Annotated in this window: 20 protein-coding genes; 14 read left to right on the top strand and 6 right to left on the bottom strand. The window is 70.0% G+C overall.

The annotated features are described in order from the left end of the window. Positions 1–33 precede the first annotated feature (33 nt). From ACTJKJ_RS00385 to ACTJKJ_RS00370, 4 genes are all read right to left on the bottom strand, one after another. Positions 34–1,266: a M20 aminoacylase family protein gene (locus ACTJKJ_RS00385; protein ID WP_440819280.1), complete on the bottom strand. Its 1,233-nt coding sequence runs from the start codon at positions 1,264–1,266 to the stop codon at positions 34–36. Position 1,267: 1 nt separating this feature from the next. Further along, on the bottom strand, positions 1,268–2,245 hold the full coding sequence (locus ACTJKJ_RS00380) for an ABC transporter permease (protein ID WP_091727255.1): 978 nt from the start codon (positions 2,243–2,245) through the stop codon (positions 1,268–1,270). 246 nt (positions 2,246–2,491) lie between these two features. Next, positions 2,492–3,556 (bottom strand): porin, encoded by a 1,065-nt coding sequence (locus ACTJKJ_RS00375; protein ID WP_297384236.1) that lies wholly within the window; start codon positions 3,554–3,556, stop codon positions 2,492–2,494. A gap of 298 nt (positions 3,557–3,854) precedes the next feature. After that, the gene (locus tag ACTJKJ_RS00370) at positions 3,855–4,874 is read right to left on the bottom strand and encodes a porin (protein WP_440819279.1); all 1,020 of its coding nucleotides are present in this window, start codon (positions 4,872–4,874) and stop codon (positions 3,855–3,857) included. A 272-nt stretch (positions 4,875–5,146) separates the two neighbouring features. Between ACTJKJ_RS00370 and coq7 the strand changes: the two genes are divergently transcribed. Next, positions 5,147–5,806: a 2-polyprenyl-3-methyl-6-methoxy-1,4-benzoquinone monooxygenase gene (gene coq7 / locus ACTJKJ_RS00365; protein ID WP_440819278.1), complete on the top strand. Its 660-nt coding sequence runs from the start codon at positions 5,147–5,149 to the stop codon at positions 5,804–5,806. Positions 5,807–5,867: 61 nt separating this feature from the next. Here the strand turns inward: coq7 and ACTJKJ_RS00360 are convergent, their stop codons facing one another. Continuing rightward, positions 5,868–6,290, bottom strand: coding sequence for an OsmC family protein (locus ACTJKJ_RS00360; protein WP_091727272.1), 423 nt, complete (start codon positions 6,288–6,290; stop codon positions 5,868–5,870). 456 nt (positions 6,291–6,746) lie between these two features. On the opposite strand from ACTJKJ_RS00360, the gene ilvA reads away from it, so the two are divergent. Together ilvA and ACTJKJ_RS00350 are read left to right on the top strand one after the other, a co-directional pair. Further along, on the top strand, positions 6,747–8,333 hold the full coding sequence (gene ilvA / locus ACTJKJ_RS00355) for a threonine ammonia-lyase, biosynthetic (protein WP_440819277.1): 1,587 nt from the start codon (positions 6,747–6,749) through the stop codon (positions 8,331–8,333). A 158-nt stretch (positions 8,334–8,491) separates the two neighbouring features. Continuing rightward, entirely contained in the window at positions 8,492–9,610 is a 1,119-nt protein-coding gene (locus ACTJKJ_RS00350; protein ID WP_091727278.1) for a nicotinate-nucleotide--dimethylbenzimidazole phosphoribosyltransferase, read from the top strand. A gap of 25 nt (positions 9,611–9,635) precedes the next feature. Here ACTJKJ_RS00350 and ACTJKJ_RS00345 read toward each other — a convergent pair whose 3' ends face one another. Then, entirely contained in the window at positions 9,636–10,253 is a 618-nt protein-coding gene (locus tag ACTJKJ_RS00345) for a hypothetical protein (protein ID WP_343605567.1), read from the bottom strand. Positions 10,254–10,314: 61 nt separating this feature from the next. Between ACTJKJ_RS00345 and gspG the strand changes: the two genes are divergently transcribed. The 11 genes from gspG to gspF all read left to right on the top strand — a co-directional run bounded on the left by gspG (position 10,315) and on the right by gspF (position 21,109). Continuing rightward, on the top strand, positions 10,315–10,746 hold the full coding sequence (gene gspG / locus ACTJKJ_RS00340) for a type II secretion system major pseudopilin GspG (RefSeq protein ID WP_440819276.1): 432 nt from the start codon (positions 10,315–10,317) through the stop codon (positions 10,744–10,746). 64 nt (positions 10,747–10,810) lie between these two features. Beyond that, positions 10,811–11,293: a type II secretion system protein gene (locus ACTJKJ_RS00335; protein WP_091727289.1), complete on the top strand. Its 483-nt coding sequence runs from the start codon at positions 10,811–10,813 to the stop codon at positions 11,291–11,293. Continuing rightward, positions 11,290–11,697 carry a type II secretion system minor pseudopilin GspI gene (gene gspI / locus ACTJKJ_RS00330; protein WP_091727292.1) on the top strand — a complete coding sequence of 136 codons (408 nt, stop codon included), beginning with the start codon at positions 11,290–11,292 and terminating at the stop codon, positions 11,695–11,697. The genes ACTJKJ_RS00335 and gspI overlap by 4 nt, the downstream gene beginning before the upstream one ends. Beyond that, positions 11,697–12,374: a prepilin-type N-terminal cleavage/methylation domain-containing protein gene (locus tag ACTJKJ_RS00325; protein WP_091727295.1), complete on the top strand. Its 678-nt coding sequence runs from the start codon at positions 11,697–11,699 to the stop codon at positions 12,372–12,374. The genes gspI and ACTJKJ_RS00325 overlap by 1 nt, the downstream gene beginning before the upstream one ends. Next, positions 12,371–13,405 carry a type II secretion system minor pseudopilin GspK gene (gene gspK / locus ACTJKJ_RS00320; RefSeq protein ID WP_343605573.1) on the top strand — a complete coding sequence of 345 codons (1,035 nt, stop codon included), beginning with the start codon at positions 12,371–12,373 and terminating at the stop codon, positions 13,403–13,405. Before ACTJKJ_RS00325 ends, gspK begins: the two co-directional genes overlap by 4 nt. A gap of 164 nt (positions 13,406–13,569) precedes the next feature. After that, complete coding sequence (gspL, locus tag ACTJKJ_RS00315; protein ID WP_297384257.1) at positions 13,570–14,793, top strand: type II secretion system protein GspL; 1,224 nt, start codon at positions 13,570–13,572, stop codon at positions 14,791–14,793. Continuing rightward, positions 14,790–15,287, top strand: a complete 498-nt coding sequence (gene gspM, locus ACTJKJ_RS00310) for a type II secretion system protein GspM (RefSeq protein WP_091727306.1) — start codon at positions 14,790–14,792, stop codon at positions 15,285–15,287. The genes gspL and gspM overlap by 4 nt, the downstream gene beginning before the upstream one ends. A 3-nt stretch (positions 15,288–15,290) precedes the next feature. Then, complete coding sequence (gene gspN / locus ACTJKJ_RS00305) at positions 15,291–16,151, top strand: type II secretion system protein N (protein WP_440819275.1); 861 nt, start codon at positions 15,291–15,293, stop codon at positions 16,149–16,151. Positions 16,152–16,153: 2 nt separating this feature from the next. Further along, positions 16,154–18,382, top strand: coding sequence for a type II secretion system secretin GspD (gene gspD / locus ACTJKJ_RS00300; protein WP_440819274.1), 2,229 nt, complete (start codon positions 16,154–16,156; stop codon positions 18,380–18,382). A 13-nt stretch (positions 18,383–18,395) separates the two neighbouring features. Continuing rightward, positions 18,396–19,829, top strand: a complete 1,434-nt coding sequence (gene gspE / locus ACTJKJ_RS00295; RefSeq protein WP_440819273.1) for a type II secretion system ATPase GspE — start codon at positions 18,396–18,398, stop codon at positions 19,827–19,829. A 65-nt stretch (positions 19,830–19,894) separates the two neighbouring features. Beyond that, positions 19,895–21,109, top strand: coding sequence for a type II secretion system inner membrane protein GspF (gene gspF, locus ACTJKJ_RS00290; RefSeq protein WP_440819272.1), 1,215 nt, complete (start codon positions 19,895–19,897; stop codon positions 21,107–21,109). Positions 21,110–21,193: the final 84 nt, after the last annotated feature.

Here is a 21,193-nt window from a genome sequence, read left to right as displayed (position 1 = left end):
GGATCGATGGCGAGCGGAACGCGCGGCGTCCGCTCAATGCGGCGGGAGAGGCAGGCCCTGCTCCACCAGCGCCGCGAACAGCGCGGAGCCCAGCGGCAGGATCTCGTCGTTGAAGTCGTAGCGTGGCTGGTGCAGGCCGCAAGGACCACCCTGCCCCAGCCGCAGGTAGGCGCCGGGCCGGGCCTGCAGCATGAAGGCGAAATCCTCGGAGCCCATGCTCGGCACCAGCTTGTCGTCGACGTTCTCGGCACCGACCAGCGACTGGGCGACACGCACGGCGAAGTCAGCTTCGGGCGCGCTGTTGATGGTGGCGGGATACAGGCGTTGGTAGTCGACCTTGGCGCTCGCGCCGAAACCCAGCGCCACCGATTCGACCAGCCGCGTCATGCGCTCCTCGAGCAGTTGCTGCACCTCGGGCTTGAAGCTGCGGACCGTGCCGGTGATCTGGGCCATCTCGGGGATCACGCTGAAGGCGCTCGATTCGCCGGCCTGCATTGAGCACAGGCTGACCACCGCCTGCTCGATCGGCGCGATGTTTCGCGACACGAGGCTTTGCACCGCGGTGATCACGTGGCCGGCGATCAGCACCGGATCGACGCTCAGGTGCGGATGCGCGCCATGGCCACCGCGGCCCTGGATGGTGATGGTCACCCGGTCCGCCGCGGCCATCATCGCGCCGCGGTTCAGGCCGATCTTGCCCGGAGGCAGATGCGGCCAGTTGTGCATCGCATAGATGGCCTCGACCGGGAAGCGCTCGAACAGGCCGTCGGCGATCATCTCGCGCGCGCCGCCGTAGCCCTCCTCGCCGGGCTGGAACACCAGCACCGCGGTGCCTGCGAAGCGCCGGGTCTGCGCCAGGTAGCGGGCCGTGCCGACCAGCATCGCGCAATGGCCGTCGTGCCCACAGGCGTGCATCAGACCAGGTGTCGACGAGCGCCAGGCAAAGTCGTTCTGCTCGCGCAGCGGCAGTGCATCCATGTCGGCGCGCAGGCCGAAGAGGCGCGGCTTGGCGTCGGGCGCCGCGCCGGGCACCGGCTGGCCATGGATGGTCGCGACGATGCCGGTGCGGCCCAGGCCCTGGTGGATCTCATCTACGCCGCAGGCCTTGAGCGCCTGCACGATGCGGGCCGCCGTGCGGTGTTCCTCGAAGCCGAGTTCCGGCATCGTGTGCAGCTCGCGGCGCAAGGCCACGAGCTCGCCGCGCGCCTCGAACAGCTGCTGGTAGGTGCCCGCCGCGGCGGCGGTCAGGTGCTCCGGAGCGTTCATGTCAATGCGCGCCGCCGCTCACGCGCAAGCGCGGATCGACGGCGAAGTACAGCAGATCGACGACAAGGTTGATCACGACGAAGATCAGCGAGATCAGGCACAGATAGGCCGCCATCACCGGGATGTCGGCAAACTGCACCGCCTGGATGAACAGCAGGCCCATGCCGGGCCATTGAAACACGGTCTCGGTAATGATCGCAAAGGCAATCAGCGATCCCAGCTGCAGCCCGGTGATCGTGATCACCGGCACCAGCGTGTTCTTCAGCGCATGACCGAAGTAGATGGTGCGGTCGCTCAGGCCGCGGGCCCGCGCGAACTTGATGTAGTCGGCGCGCAGCACTTCCAGCATCTCGGCGCGCACGATGCGCATGATGAGCGTCAGCTGGAACACCGCCAGCGTGATGCCCGGCAGCAACAGGTGGCGCAGGCCATCGGTCGTCAGCAGGCCGGTGCTCCAGGCGCCGAACATGACGACCTCGCCTCGGCCGTAGCTTGGCAACCAGGCCAGTTGCACCGCGAAGATCAGGATCAGCAGGATGCCGATGAGGAAGGTCGGCAGGGCCACGCCCAGCAGCGACAGCGTCATCAGCACCTGCGAGCCGAAGCTGCCGCGCCGCAGCGCGGCGTAGACGCCCAGCGGGATGCCGAACACCAGTGCGATCACCGCGGCCGTGGCGGACAGCTCGAGCGTCGCGGGGAACCGCTCGGCAATCAGCGCCGAGACCTTGCGGCCTTGCTTCAGGCTCACGCCGAACTCGCCCTGCACCGCATTGCCGGCGAAATGCGCGAACTGCACGGCGAAGGATTGATCGAGGCCCAGGTCCTTGCGCAGTTGCTCGCGCTGCTCCGGCGTGGCGTCCTGTCCGAGCAGGTTGTTGACCGGATCGCCGACGTACTGGAACAGCATGAAGGCGATGAAGGCCACCGTCAGCATGACGACGACGGCCTGCGCCAGGCGGCGAAGAATGAAAACCAGCATGGACGATGGCCTCCGGCGACGGCTTGGGCGAGTCGGCTCGTGGCCTGCCCTGGCACGACCTGACCCCGGAGGCAAGACGCTTCAGAAGTCAACGATCATCGAGGAGCGTCCAGCGCCCGGCAAGTGGGTTACTCCTTAACGCAGCATGAACGCGACGTCGTCTCACCGTCGCGCGCCAACGAAAAAACCGCCCGAAGGCGGTTTTCCAAGTGGCCAGCGAGCGCGGGTTGCGCCCGCATGCCGGGATCAGAAGCGATGGCGCATGCCGACGATGGCGCCGCCGCGCTTTTCAGCGCCGTTGGCGAAGCGGACCGCACCGTCATGCTTGGTGTAGTCCAGCTCGACATAGGCGTCGGTGCGCTTGGAGAAGGCGTAGTCCGCCACGAAGGCTAGGTAGTGGCCCTTGCTCTTCGTGTTGGCGAGCGCCGCGCTGTAGTGCGTTTGCGTCGCGTACCAATAGTGGCCGCCCAGGTTCAGCTGCGGAGTCAGCTGATAGGTCGCGCCGACGGAGATCATGTCGCGCTTGCGCACATCGTTCGCCGCCGCATTCAGCACGTTGCCCAGCAGGCCCGAGGTATAGGCCGCGCCGAGCAGGCCACCCCGATCGAACTTGTTGGTCGCCCAGGACAGGTTGACGTACCAGGGACCGGCCGTGTAGCCGCCGCCCGCGGTGTAGCCCTTGACCTTCTTGCCGAGGGTGTCTTCGACCTGCAGGTACGCGCCGCCAAAGGCGATCGGGCCCTGCGAGTAGCGCAGCATGCCACCGTAGGACTTGTTCTGGGAGTTGCCTTCACCGGCCGAGACCTGGATTTCGCCGCGCACCGGGCCGGTCTCGAACAGGTACTTCACCATGTTGTCCTGACGGGCGCCCATGGACAGGCCGATCTCGGGCTTGTAGGCCTCGATGTAGGGCGAGTACTTGAACGAGGCGTAGGTCGACGTGTAGATGTCGAACAGGATGTTGTATTGGCGACCCAGGGTGAGGCGGCCGAAATCGCTCGACTGGATGCCCACCCACGACTGGCGCCAGAAGTCGGTGGGAGACGACTGGGCGCCCGTGTCGGAATTCAACCGATGTTCCAGGTTGGCGATCGCCTTCAGGCCGCCACCCATGTCCTCGGTGACGTTCACCCCAAGCCGGCTCTGCGACATGCCGCCGGGGATCACCTGCTTCTCGGAAGATCCCACGTTCGCATTGCTGGTCCAGCGCAGACCGACGTCCACGATGCCGTAGAGCGTGACGCTCGACTGGGCCCAGGCGGCGCTGGTGCTGGCTGCCAGGATGCTCAGCGCCAAGGCGGCTTTCTTCATGTGATGTCTCCTTTGATTTGGTTTGGTCGCCGTGATCGATTCTCAGCGAAGCCTTCAAACGGAGACGCGCTGTGTTGCACATCGCCCACGCGAGCAAACCCTGTCAAGTTTGTGACGACCAGACAGAGGGAAAACCCGCGATCACTATTCACAAAATCAACAACGGTGCGTTGCGGCGACAGAGCTTGATCGCCGGACGCAAGGCCTGGCCCCGCACCCGCGTACCGCACGGACGGCACAGACGAAAAAAAGCCGCCCCGAGGGGCGGCTTTCGTTGCGCAGCGCGCTGATCCGGGGATCAGAAGCTGTGCTTGATACCGACGTCGATACCACCCGACTTGCCGCCAGCAGCTGCCGCGACGGCGTTGTTGGCAACGCGGAAGTTCGAGTTGTCGTTGTCGATGATCGAAGCGGTCGTGTACAGCGCGGTGCGCTTGGACAGGTTGTGCTGGTAGCCGATCGAGAAGGCTTGAGCATCACCACGCACGCCGATGGCGGCGGCGTCAGCCGTGCCATTGGTTTCAGCCTTGGTGTACTGGGCGGTCACCGAGCCGGCGGCCGTCACCGGCACCACGGCGCCGATCGTGTACACGTTCTGCTTGCGCGAACCGAACTTCAGTTGGCTGTACAGGCCGCTCACCTTGACGACCTTGAAGTCGTAGCTGGCGCCCAGCGACAGCTGCTTGAACTTCGAGTTCGCCACGTCGGTGGTCTGATAGCCGCCGGCGACGTTCAGGTCACCAGCCTTGTAGCCCAGACGGCCGCCGTACGACTTCTTGCCGTCGGTGCCTTCACCAGCGGCCACGTCGAACGAGCCGTACACGCCGCCCAGGTCGGCCGGCAGGAAGTACTGCACCAGGTTGTCGGCACGGTTGAACGTGTCGATGCCCGAGCCCAGCAGGCTGTACGTGCGGGTCACGTCGCCCAGACCGGTCGTGGTGTAGACGTCGAAGTCGTCGACGACCAGGCGGGTCGAGGTCTTGCCGCGGCCCAGACGGACTTCACCGAAGTCGCCCATCAGGCTCACCGAGGCGCGACGGCCCCAGAAGCGCGAGCTGTCGGCGGTGCCGGTGTCGGCAGCCAGGGCGCCTTCCAGCCAGAAGCCGGCCTTCAGGCCGCCACCCAGGTCCTCGACGCCACGGACGCCGATACGGCTGGAGCTGCTGCCGTCGTTCGACAGCTGCTTCGTATCCTGGCCGTTGGCCTTCGTGTAACGGGCTGCGACGTCGATCACGCCGAACAGGGTGACGGACGATTGAGCGGCAGCGGCACCGGCGAAACCAGCCAGCACAGCCAGCGCGACGAGAGATTTCTTCATTAGAGACTCCTAGATCTTCAATGAGGTCGCGGTCGGTAGATCGTCCGCAAACCAAGCTCCTGCAATGAAGCTGTGGTGTATTGCAACAGGTCCGATCCCGCCTGACCAGCAGCCACCCCGTAAAAGTCCTGATTTCGTTGGTCCGAAGCAACGCGTATGAGGTTAAAAAAATGTGTCATCACGCATTCGCACAAAGGATCAGACAGCGCCGGGGAATCGCTTGACGCTGCCCTTCTAAACTGAAGGCTCATTTGCCACGGTATGCGCTCACGATGCAATTTCAGACCCGACACCCGGCGCGCAGTTTCACCCGCATGGACGCGTGGATATCCACGCTGGACCAAAGCCTGAAGACGCTGGCGGGCGTCGCGCCGATGTCGCGCCCGGCGCCGCAGGCGACCGCCCCGGACGAGGCGCTCGACGAAGGTCAGCGCCGGTTGTCGGCTTCGCTGATGCGGGTCAACCATGTCGGCGAGGTCTGCGCCCAGGCGCTCTATCGCGCCCAGGCGCTGAGCACCCGCGACGAGCAACTTCGCGAGCATCTCCAGCACGCCGCCCAGGAGGAGATCGACCATCTCGCCTGGTGCGCGGACCGACTGCGCGCGCTCAATGATCGACCCAGCCTGCTGAATCCGCTCTGGTACGGCGGCGCTTTCGCGATCGGGACGGTCGCGGGGCTGGTCGGAGACAAGGTCAGCCTGGGCTTCGTCATCGAGACCGAACGGCAGGTGGAAGCCCACCTCGCCAGCCACCTGGAACGCCTGCCCGACGGCGACCGCAGTTCCCGGGCGATCGTTGCGCGGATGAAGGAAGAGGAGGCGCGCCACGCCGAAGAGGCGCGCGACCGCGGCGGCATCGACCTGCCGCGCCCGGTGCGGGGCCTGATGCGCATGGCCGCCAAGGTGATGACGCGGACCGCCCACCACCTTTGACGCGCCTCTCTAGATAGTAGAGAGGGCGGGAGGAAGGGCGCTCAAGGCCCCCTCCAGCGGCTTACGCCTCGACGATCTCCACCGATGTCGTGATTTCCGCCGTCTTCGCCAGCATGATGCTGGCGGAGCAGTATTTCTCGTGGGACAGCTGGACGGCGCGTTCGACCGCCCCTTCGGGCAGCCCCTTGCCGGTGACCACGAAGTGCATGTGGATCTTGGTGAACACCTTGGGATCCGACTCGGCGCGATCGGCGCTCAGCTTGACCTGGCATCCGCGCACGTCGTGGCGGCCGCGCTTCAGGATCAGCACGACGTCATAGGCCGTGCAGCCTCCCGTCCCCGCCAGCACCGTTTCCATCGGCCTCGGCGCCAGATTGCGGCCACCGCCGTCCGGAGAGCCGTCCATGTTGATCATGTGGCCGCTGCCGGTTTCCGCGATGAAGCTCATGCCATCGGCGCCCATCCAGTTGATCGTGCATTCCATTCGTCGTTCCTTGGTTCGATGGGCCAGGTCGGGCGCCTTCGGCACCCTGACCCGTTTTTTCGATCCCCGCCGTGTTGCAGCGATCGACTCTGGCGGTGATTTTGCGCATTTAGAGGCCCGACTCCATGGTCGAAGCCCTCGAAAAATATTGCAGCGCAACATGCATCGCCCTAGAATTCTAGGCATGCGACAGCGCTACCCCACTCGTGGGGTCAGCCCCGCACCGATTGTCTCCTCCACCGCCTCCATGGTGGATTCAGCCCGAGGCCACAAGCCTCGGGCTTTTTTTCGTCCCTTGGGCGCTCCGCCCAGCCGCAAGGCTTGCTCCTCCAATCGCGAAAGCGCGCCCGCGCCGCGCCGCTGGCGAGCCACCGCGCCCCGGACAAACCCTCGCTATCATCGTCCGCCCGATGGTCGGCGCGTCCCGCGCGGTCAAGGGGAACTGGAGGGAATTCCATGGCCGGCACCCGCCGCGCATCGCGCAAGACCGTCTCGAAGCGCCCACCGGCGCAGCACCCGGCGTTACTCCCCGCGGATCAGAGTTATCTGCAACGGATTCTTAACGCGAAGGTGTATGAGGTCGCGCAGGAAACCTCCCTCGACGCCGCCCGCAATCTCTCCAAGCGCATCGGCAACAAGGTCTGGCTGAAACGTGAGGATCAGCAGCCGGTATTCAGCTTCAAACTGCGGGGCGCCTATAACAAGATGGCAAATCTCGCGCCCGGGCAATTGGCCCGGGGGGTGATTTGCGCGTCCGCCGGGAATCACGCGCAGGGCGTGGCCCTGTCCGCGAAGAAACTCGGCTGCCGGGCCGTGATCGTGATGCCGGTGACCACGCCCAAGGTCAAGATCGACGCCGTCCAGGCCCTGGGCGGCGAGGTAGTGCTGGCCGGCGAATCCTTCACCGACGCCTACGGCCACGCGCTCGAACTGGAGCGCGAGCAGGGCCTGAGCTTCGTCCATCCCTTCGACGACCCCGACGTCATCGCCGGCCAGGGCACCATCGCGATGGAGCTGCTGCGCCAGCACCCGGGGCCCATCGACGCCATCTTCGTGGCCATCGGCGGTGGCGGCCTGATCGCCGGCGTGTCGGCCTACATCAAGGCAGTGCGGCCGGAGATCAAGATCATCGGCGTCCAGACCAAGGATTCCGACGCGATGGTGCGTTCGGTGCGCGCCGGCAAGCGCGTCGCGCTCAGCGACGTCGGGCTGTTTTCCGACGGCACCGCGGTGAAGCTGGTGGGCGAGGAAACTTTCCGCATCTGCCGCGAGCTGGTCGACGACTACATCCTGGTCGACACCGACGCCGTCTGCGCCGCGATCAAGGACGTCTTTGTCGACACGCGCAGCATCCTGGAGCCGGCCGGCGGGCTGGGCGTCGCCGCGATCAAGCAGTACGCGGCGCAGCACGGGACCAAGGGCGAGACCTACATCGCCATCACCTGCGGCGCGAACATGAACTTCGACCGGCTGCGCTTCGTGGCCGAGCGCGCCGAGGTCGGCGAGGAGCGCGAGGCGCTGTTCGCCGTCACCATCCCCGAGGAGCGCGGCAGCTTCCGCCGGTTCTGCGAGCTGGTCGGTGGCCGCAGCGTCACCGAGTTCAACTACCGCATCTCGGACCGGAACGAGGCCCACGTGTTCGTCGGCGTCTCCATCGCCAAGCGCGAGGAAGCCGACAAGCTGGCCCGCAGCTTCGAGAAGCACCGCTTCCCGACGGTCGACCTCACCGACGACGAACTGGCGAAACAACATGTGCGCCACATGGTCGGCGGCCGGACCGAACTGGCCGAGAACGAGCGCCTGTTCCGCTTCATCTTCCCCGAGCGGCCCGGCGCGCTGATGCGTTTCCTGTCCAGCATGAGCCCGGACTGGAACATCAGCCTCTTCCATTACCGCAACCAGGGCGCCGATTACGGCCGCATCCTCGTCGGCCTGCAGGTGCCCAAGGGCGACGGCAAGGCGTTCAAGACCTTCCTCGACCAGCTGAACTATCCGTACACCGAGGAAACCGACAACCCGGTCTATCGCCTGTTCCTGCGCTGATCGGCTCACGCGTGAAGCGGCCGTGATCGACCGGGCGCTCGGCTCGCGGCGGTGATGGCTCGATACCACCCGCTGCCCCACGGACAGGGGGCAGGCGCGGCGCGGCTGGGCAATTGCCGATGGCCGCCCCGCGACGCGGCACGAGAATGGCGGTCCCCATGTCGATTCATCAGTCCCTCATCTCGCCGACGGCCAACCCGGAACTGGAGCGCGCCCTGCGCCAGCGCCTCGAACGCCGCTGCGCGCTGGCCGGCCGCCTGGGCGAACTCGAGCCGCTCGCGGTGCGGCTGGGCCTGATCCAGGCCACGCAGACGCCCAAGTTCCGTGATCCGACGCTGGTGCTCTTCGCCGCCGACCACGGCCTGGCCGTCGACGGCATCGCACTGCCCAACGGCCGCAGCACGCGCGAGCAGGCGCTGCTGGCGCTGCAGCACCGGTTGCCCGCCACCGTCTTCGCGCGCAACCAGGGGATGCATGTCACGGTCGTCGACTGCGGCATCGCCGAACCGCTGAGCCCGCAGCAGCGGCTGCTCGCGCGCAAGATCGCGCACGGCACGCGCAACTCGCGCGCCGGCCCGGCGATGACGCTGGACCAGGCCCATGCGGGCGTGCGCGTCGGCATGGAGATCTCCGACAACCTGGCCGGCAACGTGATCGCGTGCGCGGGCCTGGGGCAGGGATCGCTGGAAGCCTCGGCGCTGGTGCTGTCCCGCCTGATGGACATGCCGGTGCAGGACTTCGTCATCACCGGCCCGGACATGCCGCACGAGGAGCTGTCCCACCTGATGCTGGTGCTGCAGGGCGCGCAGACGCGTCACCGCGACGTGCAGGAGCCGATGGCGGTGCTGGCGGCGTTCGGCGGTTTCGAACTGGCGGTCATGGTCGGCGCGATGCTGGTCGCGGCCTCCAAGCGCCAACTGATCCTGGTCGACGGCATTCCGGCTTGCGCGGCGCTGAAGGTGGCCTCGATGATCGCCCCGCCGGTGACCGACTACGCCGTCTTCTGCCGCAGCACCACCCATCGCGGCCTGGACGAGGCGTTGCAGCTCTTCCACGCCGCGGCGCTGCTCGAACTGGGCATGGAATGCGGCGATGGCACCGGTGCGACGCTGGCCTGGCCGCTGGTGCGCTGCGCGGCGGCGCTGCTGACGGAAGTGCAGGACCTGCCCGAAGGCTCGATCCACAGCCGGCCGTCTGATCTGCGCGAGACCGGTTCGAGCGCGCCGGGCGCCCTGCCCTCGGGCGCCGGTCGATCGACCCTGGGCAGCAAGTACTGACCCCGGCAGCCGCCGGTGTCCCGTCCTACTTGGTCGGGTTGGCGCTTCCGTCGCCCGGTACCGGCTGAGGCAAGGCCCCGCCGATGGCCGTCGGCGGCACGATGCCTTCGGGCCCCGGTCCGCCGGCCTGCGGCTGCCCCGGGTGGGCGCCGAACTGCGGCGGCGGCATCGCGCCCGGCGGCAGCTGCCCCGGCAGCATCTGGCCGGGCACGGCTTCGGCGCCGCCGGCGCCAGGCGCCAGGCTCAATCTCACCGTGACCGCGTCCCCCGCGCCGAGCCCGACATCCCGCCGGTTGATCTCGATCAGCTTGAGGTCGCCGTCAACGACCTGCCCCACGCGCACCGGCTTGGGCAGGCCGCCGGCGACGGCAATCAGCGCGACGCCCTCGCCCGGATGGCGGGCATTCATCGAGGGCGCCACGACGCCCAGCAGCTGGTAGCGCGAGGAAGCGGCTTCGACCGGCGCTTCCGCGGCCTTGGCGGCGGCGAACAGGCGGGTCCAGTCGGCCGGCGCGCCGTCGGCGATCGCGGGGCGCGTCATCGCCGGCGCCTGGGGGCCCTTGGCCATGAGCATCAACGCCCAATACGCGAGGCTGGCCGCCAGCAGCGCCCAGACGACGAAGCTTAACCATCGTGCATGCATCCGACGATTATGATGCAGCGCGATGAGCCGCCGAGGGCGGCTCCGCGAGGATTGCCACACCATGCGCCGACCCCTGTCTCCGCGCCGCGCGCGCGGCTTCACGCTGATCGAACTGATCGTCGCCATCACCATCGTCGCCGTCATGGGCGCGGTGGTCGTTCCCGCGGTGATGAACCACGTCTCCGAAGCCCGCCGCACCGCGGCCCGGTCCGACGTGAACACGCTGATGCAGGCGCTCAAGCTCTACAAGATGGACAACGGCCGCTACCCGAGCGGCGAGCAGGGCCTGGGCGCCCTGGTGGCCAAGCCGACCAACGGCCCGGCCGCGCCCAACTGGAAGGTCTACATCGAGAAGCTGCCCAAGGACCCCTGGGGCAATCCGTACCAGTACGACAACCCTGGTCTGAAGGGCGAGGTCGACGTCTACAGCCTGGGCGCGGACGGCAAGCCCGGCGGCGAAGGCAACGACGCCGACGTCGGCTCCTGGGAGTGAGCGCACGGCCCGCCGCGCGTTCCACCTCCCCACCGTCCCGCTCCTTCATCGACCGCTCCGAGCCGTGCGCGCGCGTCCGTCCGGCCGTCCGTCCCAGCGCGGCTTCACGCTGATCGAGCTGATCGTGGCGATCACCATCGTGGCGATCGCCAGCGCGACCGTCGCGGTCGCCGTGCGGGACCGCGCCGACGTGCAGCTCGAGCGCGAGGCGCTGCAGCTGGCCTCGGTGCTCGAGACCGCCCGGGCCGAGGCCCGCGCCGCGTCGCTGGACGTGCGCTGGGTGCCGGACGCGGGCAACGATGGCGGCCGCTACCACCTCACCGGCCTGCCCGCCCCGCTGGTCAGGCGACTGGGCCTGGAGCGCCCCTGGCTGGGCGACACGCCCATCGTCGAGATCCAGGGCGCCGCCGCCAACGGCCGCACGCTGCGCCTGGGACCGGAGCCGCTCATCGGCGCGCAGCGCGTCACGCTGATCCGCGGCGATCACCGGATCACGCTCGCCACCGACGGCCTGCGTCCCTTCGCGATCACCAAGGGAGGCGCATGAGCGGCGCCCTCCGCCCCGGCCTGCCCCCGCCGCCCCTCGGGCGCGCGTCGCGTGCCGCCGGCTTCACCCTCATCGAGGTCCTGGTGGCGCTGACCATCGTCGCGTTGTGCCTGGCGGCCGGCCTGCGGGCCGCGGGCGCGATGACCTCGAATTCGGACCGGCTCGCCATCAACTCGCTGGCGCAGTGGTGCGCCGAGAACGAGCTGACCGAGATGCGCTTGACCAAGACCTTCCCCGGCGTCGGCGACAACAGCGCCAGCTGCACGCAGATGGGTCGGGACTTCAACGTCAGGCTGGCGGTCCGCTCGACGCCCAATCCCAATTTCCGGCGCGTCGAGGCGCAGGTCTTCGACGACCGCGACCGCCCGCTGCTGACCCTGACCACCATCGTGGGGCGCAACTGATGCGACGCCCGGGCGGTTCCTCCCTCCGGCGCGCGGCGCGCGGGTTCACGCTGATCGAGGTCGTGGTCGCGCTGGTCGTGATGGCGGTGATGTCGGTGATGGCCTGGCGCGCGGTGAGCGCGCTGACCACCAGCCGCGAGCACAACGAAGCCGCGATGGAGCGCGCCGAGACGCTGCAGACGCTGATGCGGCAGTGGGAACTGGACCTGCGCGAGGTGCAGGACAGCGGCGTGGTGCCCTCGGCGCTGGCCTTCGACGGCGCGACGCTGCGCATGACGCGCCGCCGCGAGACCGGCCTGCAGCTGGTGGCGTGGCAGTTGCGGGACGGCCGGCTGTCGCGCTGGGAATCGGCGCCGGTGGTGAACCGGGACGACCTGCAGGACGCCTGGTTCCGCAGCCAGCAGCTCAGCGCCGAGGAACTGCGCGCGATGCCGGGCCTGGACGGCGTGCTCGGCTGGCAGATGTTCTTCTTCCGCGGCAACGCCTGGTCCAACGCGCAGTCCAGCGGCGAGCTGGTGCCGCAGGACCCGGCCGCCTCGTCGCCGACCGGGCCCAATGCGCCAAAGCAGCGCGTGGCCGTGCCGCAGGGCGTGCGCATGCGGCTGCAGTTCGGCGAGGGCAGCGGCTATCGCGGCGAACTGGTCCGCGAGGTCGCGGTGGAAAGCAACGGCTCATGAGCAGGCCCCGTTCGCCATCGCGTCCGACGCTGCGCCCCACGCGGCGCGCGATCCCGCCCCGCGCCCCTCGCGGCGCCGCGCTGCTGACCGCGCTGCTGATCGTGGTGCTGGTGACCACGCTGTCGGCCGCGATGCTGTGGCGGCAGGCGCGCAGCATCCAGATCGAGGCCGCCGACCGCGGCCGCGCCCAGGCCGACTGGGTGCTGCAGGGCGCGCTGGACTGGGCGCGGCTGATCCTGCGCGAGGACAAGCGCAACAACATGAACGCGCGCGACGGCAAGCCGGCCTCGGACGACCTCACCGAGGTCTGGTCGGTGCCGCTGGCCGAGGCGCGCCTGTCCAGCTTCCTTTCGCAGGACGAGAACAACTCCGCCGACGCCGGGCCGGACGCCTTCCTGTCGGGCCACATCGAGGACGCGCAATCGCGCTTCAACCTGCGCAACCTGGTCGACAACAAGCCCGAGGAAGTGCGCGCCGCGGCCCAGCTCTTCCAGGCCGCCGGGCTGAGCACCAACCTGGTCGAGCAGTTGCGGCTCAGCATGAACTACGCGGCCGTGCCCGCCAGCGCGCCGTCCGGCGAGGTGCCGCTGCTGCCCACGCGGCTGGCGCAGCTGCGCTGGCTCGGCCTGAACGAGGAGCAGATCCGGCGCCTGAGCACGCTGGTGGTGATCCTGCCCAAGCGCACCCCGGTCAATGTGAACACCGCGCCGCGCGAGGTGCTCGCCGCGGTGCTGTTCACCGACACCGGCTCGGCGGACCGCATCGTGCGCCAGCGCCAGGTCAAGCCCTTCCGGAGCTTCGAGGACCTCAAGCCCTTCGTGCCGCAGGAGCCGGCGCTCAGCGCCGAGCGCACCGCCTTCACCAGCGACTTCTTCTTCGTCGAGGGCCAACTGCGCATGGACGACCGCGTGCTGGCGCAGCGCTCGCTGGTCGAGCGCCGCAACCTCGAGATGGTCGTGCTCGACCGCGAACGCCTGCAACGGCTGTCCACGCTGCCCGGCACCGCCGCCGGCTACGGGGCCACGCCTTGAACCCGTCGACACGCGGCGCGGCCGCAGGGCCTCCGGCGTCGACGCCGACACGACTGGACACACGAGGGACGGGATGCACGGACATGTAAAGGCTCAACTACGGGCTTCTTCGGGGGCCGGCGGCGCCGAAGCGTCATGCAAGCCCTCCTAGAATCCGCGATCTCATGAGTACCCTGCTCATCCTGCTGCCGGCCCACCCGCCCCAGGGCGGCCCCGCGCAAGACTACGAATACTGGTTCAGCCACGACGCGCAAGCGCCCGCCCACGCCCGGGGGCACGGCGAGCGCGCGCCGCTGTCCGCCTTGCCGCGCGCCGACCGCGTGATGGCGCTGATCGGCGACGACCAGCTCAGCTGGCTGCCGGCGCAGCTGCCCAAGGTCAAGGGCGCGAAGCTGCGCGGCGCCGTCGTCGGCGTGATGGAGGACCAGCTGCTCGAGGATCCCGAGCGGCTGCACTTCGCGCTGCTGGACAGTCCCGACGCCGACGGCCGCACCCACTGGGTCGCCGTGACCGCCCGCGAGCCGCTGCGCGCGCACCTGCAGGCGATCGAGGCGGCCGGGCTGCTGGTCGAGTCGCTGCTGCCGCTGTCCTGGCCGCAGCCGGCCTCGGGCAGCGCCGATGGCGGCTACGTCCACGCCGGTGCCGACGGGCGCGCGCGGCTGCGGGTCTCGCGCGCCGACGGCGTGGCGACCTTCCCGCTGGACAGCGGCGGCCTGCGCAACTGGCTGGGCGAGGACTGGTGGCAGCAGGCCCCGGTCAGCGCCAGCCCCGCCGCCGCGGCCGAGGCCGAACAGTGGCTGGGCCGTCCGGTGCGGGTGCTGAGCGACACCGACCGCGCCTGGGCCGCGCGCCAGGCGCCGGTCAACCTGCTGCAGTTCGACCTCACGCCGCGCCAGCGCGGCTGGCAGCGCCTGTACCAGGCCTGGCAGACGCTGCAGACGCCGGCCTGGCGGCCCTTCCGCTGGGGCGTCGTCGGCCTGGTCGCGGTGCAGGTGATCGGCCTGAACGCGATGGCCTGGCAACAGGGCCGCGCCATCGACGCGCGCAAGGCCGAGCAGGAGGCGCTGCTGCGGCAGAGCTTCCCGCAGGTGCGCGTGGTCCGCGACGCCCGCGCGCAGATGGTGCGCGAGACCGAGGCGCTGCGCGGCGGCGCCGGGCAGGTCGGCCCGGGCGACCTGGAAGACCTCCTCGCCGCCGTGGCTCGCGCCACGCCGCCAGGCGAGCCGCCGCTGCCGGGCCTGCGCTTCGAACCCGGCCGGCTGCAGTTGACCGGCCTGGGCGCGCCGCAGCGCGCGCAGCTGCGCGAGCGGCTCGGCCGCGATCCCGCTCTGCGGGTCGCCGAGGACGGCGACGCGCTCCAACTCAGCCTGCGACCCGAAAACCGATGAACAGCTTCACGACGATGCGCCGCGACCTCGAGGCCCGCTGGCAGGCGGCCGCGCCGCGCGAGCGCCTGATCGCGCGCCTGGCCGCGGCCTTCATCGGCCTGCTGCTGCTGTGGCTGGTCGCGCTCGCGCCGGCCTGGGGCACGCTGCGCAAGGCGCCCGGCGAGCTGGACCGGCTCGACCGCGAGCTGCAGCAGATGCGCGCGATGGCGATGCAGACGCAGGCGCTGAAGCAGGCGGTGCCGGTCTCGGCCGAGCAGTCGGTGGCGGCCCTGCGCGCCGCGACCGCGCGGCTGGGCCCGGCCGCCGAATTGACGATCACCGGCACCCAGGCGCAGCTGCGCCTGCGCGGCGTGCCCGGCGGCGCGCTGGCGATGTGGATTGGCGAGGCGCGCCAGGGCGCGCGCGCCAGACCGCAGGAGGCCGAGCTGCAATCCGGACCGCAGGGCTACAGCGGCCGCCTGACGCTGCTGCTGCCCGCCGCGGCGGGGAACTGAGCGATGGCCCGACGATCGAGCGCCCGGCTCACGACCTCGACGGCCAACGCCGCCTCGACCACCGGTTTCGTCCGCGCCTTCCGCTGGGCCGAATTCGGCGCGGTGCTAGGCCTGGTGACGGCGGTCGTCGCCTGGGCGCCGGCGGCCTGGCTGGCCTCGGCCGTGTCCTCGGCGACGCACCAGCGCCTGGTGCTGGCCGACGCCCGCGGCACGCTGTGGAACGGCAGCGCCCGGCTGATCCTGAGCCCCGGTCCCGGCAGCCGCGACGCCAGCGAGCTGCCGCAGCGCCTGGGTTGGACGATGCGGCCCGGCTGGATCGACGGCGGACCGGGCCTGCGCCTGACGCTGGACCAGTCCTGCTGCATCAAGCCGGCCGCGCCGCTGACGGCGAGCTTCGGCCTGGACCGCCTCACCGTGCGGCTGCCCGACGCGACGCCGGAGCAGCCGTGGATCCGCTGGCCGGCCGGCTGGCTGTCGGGCCTGGGCACGCCCTGGAACACGCTGGCGCCGGACGGCCTCATCGCCATCAGCGCGCAGGGCTTCGTCTTCGAGGGGCGCGGGGCCGCGGTCAACGTGAGCGGCGTGGCCCAGGTCGAGCTGCGCGACTTCTCCTCGCGTCTGGCGCAGGTGGCGCCGCTGGGCAGCTACCGGATGGGGCTGGTGGGCGGCGGGCAGACGCCGCAGCTGATCCTCACGACGATCCAGGGCCCGCTGCAACTGAGCGGCCAGGGCAGCCTGGGCGCGAAGCGGGCGCAGTTCCGGGGCGAGGCGACGGCCGCCCCGGGCAGCGAGGCCGCCTTGGCCAATTTGTTGAACATCATCGGGCGCCGCGAGGGCGCGCGCTCGATCATCTCGGTGGGATGAGCATGAACAAGCACATGATGCGACCGACGGCGCTGGGCATGGCGATCAGCCTGATCGCGGGCAGCCTGCCCCTGCAGGCCGGCGCACAGTCGAATCAGCAGCAGAACCGCCGACAGCCGGCCGTGCGCGCGAGCACGCCGGTCACGCTGAACTTCGTCAACACCGACATCGAGGCGGTCTCGCGCGCGATGTCCGCCGCGCTGGGCAAGCCCATCCTGGTCGATCCCCGGGTCAAGGGCACGATGACGCTGACCGCCGAGCAGCCGGTGCCGGTGCAGGAGGCCTACCTGAGCTACCTGGCGGCGCTGCGCGGCATGGGCTTCTCGATGGTGGAGTCCGGCGGGCTGCTCAAGCTCGTGCCCGAGGCCGAGGCCAAGCTGCAGACCGGCGCGGTGACCATCGCCGGCGAGTCGCGCGCCCGCGGCGACCAGGTCATGACGCAGATCTTCAAGCTCAACCACGAGAACGCCAACAACCTCGTGGCGGTGCTGCGTCCGCTGATCACGCCCAACAACACGATCAACGCCAACCCGGGCAACAACAGCCTGGTGATCACCGATTACGCCGAGAACCTGCAGCGCATCAGCCGCATCGTCGCGGCGCTGGACCAGCCCTCCAACACCGACATCGAGGTGATCCCGCTGCGCAACGCGGTGGCCTCGGACATCGTGCAGCTGGTGCAGCGGCTCTCCGACGGCGTCGGCGGCGCGCAGGGCGTGGTGACGCCGCAGGGCGCGGCCGGCGGCGGCAGCAGCAGCGTCATGGCCGATCCGCGCAGCAACGCGCTGATCGTGCGCGCGTCCAACCCGGCCAAGCTGATGCAGCTGCGCGCGATGATCGCCAAGCTCGACCAGCCCAGCACCGACACCGGCGGCAGCATCCGCGTGATCTACCTGAAGAACGCGGACGCGGTGCGCCTGGCCACGGTGCTGCGCGCGGCCTACACGAACAACGCCGGCCCGGGCGCGGGCGGCGGATCGAACAGCAACTCGGGCAGCGGCACCGGCAGCTTCGCCGGCGCGCAGACCGGCAGCGCCGGCACCAGCGGCGGCTTCGCGGGCAACAGCTCGTCCTTCGGCGGCAGCTCGACGAGCTCCGGCAGCAGCGGCTCCTCGGGCAGCGGCAGCGCGTCGACGCAGGTCAGCCAGACGGCGCAGGTCAACACCGGCGGCTTCGTGCAGGCGGACCCGGCGACCAACTCGCTGATCATCACGGCGCCCGAGCCGATGTACCGCCAGATCCGCGCCGTCGTCGAGCAGCTCGACACGCGCCGCGCGCAGATCTACGTCGAGGCGCTGATCGTCAAGGTCGACGCCTCCAAGGCCGGCCAGTTCGGCGTGCAGTTCCAGCAGCTCTTCGGCGAAGGCGCGATCGGCACCAACTTCGGCGCCGGCTACGCCAACATCCTCAACCTGACCGCGGCCACGGCCGGCGGCACCTCGGGCGTCAGCACCGCGATCCAGAGTGGCCAGATTCCGACCGGCCTGAACGTGGGCATCATCAAGAAGGTCGGCAGCCTCTACACGCTGGGCGCCATCGCCAACGTGCTGGGGTCGGTCAGCGGCACCAACGTGCTGTCGACGCCGTCGATGATCGTCCAGGACAACGAGGAAGCCGACCTGCTGATCGGCAGCAACGTGCCGGTGCTGACCGGCAACTCGACGACCACCTCGGGCACCACCACCAGTCCCTTCCAGACCTTCGAGCGCCGGGACGTCGGCCTGCGGCTGAAGGTGCGCGCGACCGTCGGCGAGAACGGCACGGTGCGCATGAAGGTTTACCAGGAGAATTCCAGCGTCGTCGCCTCGGCCAACTCGGCCACCCAGGGCCCGACCTTCGACAAGAGCGCGGTGGAGACCTCGGTGACGCTGGAGGACGGCCAGGTGCTGGTGCTGGGCGGCCTGCTCAAGGACGAGTACGTCGACGGCGAGGACAAGGTGCCGGGCCTGGGCGACATCCCGCTGCTGGGCAACCTGTTCAAGAACCAGACCCGCAAGCGGACCAAGTCCAACCAGATGATCTTCCTGCGGCCGGTGCTGCTGCGCACGCCGGAGAGCGCGCTGGCGCTGACGATGGACCGCTACGACGCGATCCGCGCCTACCAGCAGGAATCGCAGCCCAAGGCGTCCATGGTGCTGCCCGACACCGGCGCGCCGATCCTGCCGGAGAAGCCGGCCTCGGCGCCGGTGCCGGGCCCGGCCGCGCCGGCCAGCGCGCCGCAGGGCCGCTGAGCCGGGAGCCGCCATGGCCAGCCGCCATCCCCTTCCCTACGCCGTCGCGAAGTCGCAGCAGGTGCTGCTCGAGGACGACGGCCAGCAGCGCACCCTGTGGGCCACGCCGGCGCTGTCGCTGCCGGTGCTGTCGGAACTGCAGCGCGTGTACGCGCCCTCGCGCATCGAATGCCTGAGCGTGGCCGAGCTGTCGCAGCGCGTCCAGGCGGCCTACGCGGGCGGCGAGGACAGCGCCGCGCTGGTGGTGGGCGAGGTCGAGAGCGCCGTCGACCTGTCGCGCCTGATGCAGGACTTGCCGGCGGTCGAGGACCTGCTCGAGACCGCCGATGACGCGCCCATCATCCGCATGCTCAATGCGCTGCTGACGCAGGCCGCCAACAACGGCGCCAGCGACATCCACATCGAGCCCTACGAGCGCGAGAGCTCGGTGCGCTTCCGCGTCGACGGCACGCTGCGGGAGGTGGTGCGCCCGAACCGCGCGCTGCATGCGGCGCTGATCTCGCGGCTGAAGATCATGGCGGAGCTCGACATCGCCGAGAAGCGCCTGCCGCAGGACGGCCGCATCTCGCTGCGCATCGGCGGCCGCGCGATCGACGTGCGCGTGAGCACGCTGCCGTCGGCGCACGGCGAGCGCGCGGTGCTGCGCCTGCTGGACAAGTCGGAGTCGCGCTTCACGCTGGCGGCGCTGGGCATGGACGGCGAGCGGCTGGAGCGCTTCCAGCGCCTCGCGCAGCAGCCGCACGGCATCGTGCTCGTCACCGGCCCGACGGGCTCGGGCAAGACGACGACGCTGTACGCGGCGCTGCAGACGGTGGACACCTCGACGACCAACGTGCTGACCGTCGAGGACCCGATCGAGTACGAGCTGCCCGGCATCGGCCAGACGCAGGTCAACGCGCGCATCGACCTGAGCTTCGCCAAGGCGCTGCGGGCGATCCTGCGCCAGGACCCGGACGTGATCATGATCGGCGAGATCCGCGATTACGAGACGGCGCAGATCGCGATCCAGGCCTCGCTGACCGGTCACCTGGTGCTGGCGACGCTGCACACCAACGACGCGGTCAGCGCGGTGACGCGGTTGACGGACATGGGCGTGGAGCCCTTCCTGCTGAGCTCGTCGCTGCTGGGCGTGCTGGCGCAGCGGCTGGTGCGCAAGCTCTGCCCGGTGTGCAAGTCGCCGGAGCCGCTGCCCGAGGGCGGCGCGCGCTACCACCCGGTCGGCTGCCCGGCCTGCGCCAGCAGCGGCTACAAGGGCCGCACCGGCGTGTACGAGCTGATGGTCTGCGACGACACCATCCGCGGCCTGATCCACAACCAGGCGGCGGAGTCCGAGCTGCTGGCCGCGGCGCGCGCCAACGGCCTGCGCTCGATGCGCGAGGACGGCGACCGGCTGGTGGCCGCGGGCGTCACGTCCGAAGAGGAAGTGCTGCGGGTCACGCGCGAGTGAGCGCGGCCGGTCAAGACCGCGCACCCTGACGCCGCACGAAGCAGTCAATCACGAGGTTCCCAGCGATGCCCGCCTTCAAGTACGACGCCCTCGACGCGTCCGGCAAGTCCCAGCAGGGCCTGCTGGAGGCCGACACCGCGAAAGCCGCGCGCACGCAGCTGCGCGCGCAGGGGCTGGTGCCGATGGACGTGAAGCCGGTGGCGGCACCGGCCGGCAAGCAGTCGCCGCGCTTCGCGCGGCGCGCCTTCAAGGCGGCGGGGCTGACGGTGTGGACGCGGCAGCTGGCGGGCTTGGTCTCGGCGGGCCTGCCGCTGGAGCGCTCGCTGTCGGCGCTGGCCGACGAGGCCGAGGATCCGCGCCAGCGCGAGCTGATGTCGCAGCTGAAGTCCGAGGTCAACGCGGGCTCGTCCTTCGCGCGGGCGCTGGCGATCGCGCCGCGCGAGTTCGACGACGTCTACCGCGCGGTGGTCGCCGCCGGCGAGCAGAGCGGCGCGCTAGGCCCGGTGCTGGAGAGCCTGGCGGACGACCTCGAGGAGCAGCAGCGGCTGCGCTCGGAGCTGTTCGGCGCGCTGGCCTATCCGGTGATCGTCTGCATCATCGCGGTGCTGGCGGTGAGCTTCCTGCTGACCTACGTCGTGCCGCAGGTGGCGGCGGTCTTCACGCAGACCAAGCAGACGCTGCCGCTGCTGACGCGGATCATGATGGGCCTGTCCGACCTGATGCGGACCTGGGGCCTGGCGATCGTGGCGGTGCTGGCGGCGGTGTTCTTCGGCGCGCGCCAGATCCTCAAGCGCGAAGGACCGCGGCAGCGTTTCGACGCGGCGTGGCTGAACCTGCCGCTGCTGGGCCGGCTCTCGCGCGGCTACAACGCGGCGCGGTTCTCGGGAACGCTGGCGATGCTGGCCGGCGCCGGCGTGCCCATCCTGAAGGCGCTGCAGGCGGCGGCCGAGACGCTGTCCAACCAGGCGATGCGCGCCGACGCGCTGGACGCGCTGGCGCAGGTCCGCGAGGGCGCGCCGCTGGGCGCGGCGCTGGCCGGCAAGAAGCGCTTCCCGGGGCTGCTGTCGATGTTCGCGCGCCTGGGCGAGCAGACCGGCCAGCTGCCCGACATGCTGCAGCGCGCCGCGCGCCAGCTCGGCAACGAGGTCAAGCGCCGCGCGATGACGCTGGCCACGCTGCTGGAGCCGCTGCTGATCGTGGCCATGGGCGGCGTGGTCATGCTGATCGTGCTGTCGGTGCTGCTGCCGATCATGGACATGAACAAGCTGGCGGCGCAGTAGCCGGGCGCGGCGCGGCGCTTCGTCCGGCGGCAAGCAGCGGCCTCGGCCGCTTCTGCTGCTTCTGCTTCTGCTTCTGCTGCTTCT

The sequence above is a fragment of the Roseateles sp. 22389 genome (assembly GCF_052044995.1).
Classification (GTDB): Bacteria; Pseudomonadota; Gammaproteobacteria; order Burkholderiales; family Burkholderiaceae_C; genus Roseateles.
This window is presented reverse-complemented; position numbering and strand designations above follow the sequence as displayed.